The organism is Candidatus Erwinia dacicola (assembly GCF_001756855.1).
In the GTDB taxonomy this organism is placed as follows: domain Bacteria; phylum Pseudomonadota; class Gammaproteobacteria; order Enterobacterales; family Enterobacteriaceae; genus Erwinia; species Erwinia dacicola.
The window spans coordinates 1-1,020 of sequence record NZ_MAYS01000313.1 but is presented as its reverse complement, the minus strand read 5'-3'; the positions used below and the strand labels follow the sequence as shown (position 1 = coordinate 1,020).

General features: G+C 52.4%; 1 protein-coding gene and 2 pseudogenes. 1 reads left to right on the top strand and 2 read right to left on the bottom strand.

The features are described from left to right. Position 1: 1 nt before the first annotated feature. A pseudogene (locus BBW68_RS09245) lies at positions 2-214 on the top strand (SFCGS family glycine-rich protein); the annotation flags it as partial. 69 nt (positions 215-283) lie between these two features. Here the strand turns inward: BBW68_RS09245 and BBW68_RS20700 are convergent. Together BBW68_RS20700 and BBW68_RS09240 are read right to left on the bottom strand one after the other, a co-directional pair. Continuing rightward, positions 284-520, bottom strand: a pseudogene (locus BBW68_RS20700) (IS30 family transposase); the annotation flags it as partial. 37 nt (positions 521-557) lie between these two features. Next, the coding region (locus tag BBW68_RS09240; RefSeq protein WP_148127613.1) for a helix-turn-helix domain-containing protein at positions 558-1,020 on the bottom strand (463 nt) is incomplete at its 5' end.

Sequence of the window (1,020 nt, the reverse complement as noted above, 5' to 3'; positions counted from 1 at the left end):
AGTGTGCCACTACATAGTGATCGGCGATCGTTTAGGTAAAGGCCAGAAAGTGGCAGCAGGTATCAAGAAAGCGGGCGGTAAAGCCATTGTAGTCCCGGACGTTGCAGCGGATATGAAGCTGAGCGACGTGATAAAAGCGGAAAACGCCAACTTTGGTATCTCCTTCTGCAGCAGCGGCGGCGCGGGTACCATCACCGCACAGAACAAATATGGCCCATTCCCAAAAGAAGACTTTTGCTCCGGTAACCTGCGCGATTTGCTTATGCTGCGCGAACTCAGAGCCATTATCTGCCGTCAGTGTTTTGAACTCACAGAAGGTATTCGCTACGATGTCGCTGAACGCCTCCACGGCGCTCTTTGCGCGCTTATTCGCCAGTTTACGGATAATGACCTGTTTTGTCACTTTATCCACCGTGGTCAGCAGGAATGACTTCCGGTCTTTGCCAAAAATCGTATCGATTTCAAAATGCCCGGGATGCCGTTTGAGCTCCGCCTTATCCGAGCGATGCTCAATCCCCACGCGGTCAGGAATGGCGCTGCGCTGGGGTTCCCCGGCGTCATACCGATAGCGTTTTCCCAGTGAGGCAGCTAAAGATAAAGCTCACCACCCGCCAGTCTGTCCCTGCGGATATAGCGGTAGAGGGTATTTTTGCTGACAGTAATATCAAAAAGCTTCTGCAGTCTTCCGCTGATAACCCCAAGCGAAAAGTGTGCAGTGCGAGCTCCTGTCTGACGAAGTTCTGCACTTCGGTGCTGAGCCTGACAGACGCATTATGTGCCGATGTTTTCCCCCGTCGTTTTCTGGCTAACGTTTCAGCCCGTCTAGACGAGTAGAGCCCGTTGAAGGTGGAGTCAGCATTACGTCTGAGTTCCCAGCTCACCGTAGAGCGCGAGACGCCCAGTTCTCTGACGATGGAAGATGGGTTAATCCCCTCATCTTTTCGTTTTTTGATATAAAAGCGGTCATGCTGAGTCAACGGGCATCTCATCCGGCGCATAAAGGCCTTCATCAGGAAGGAG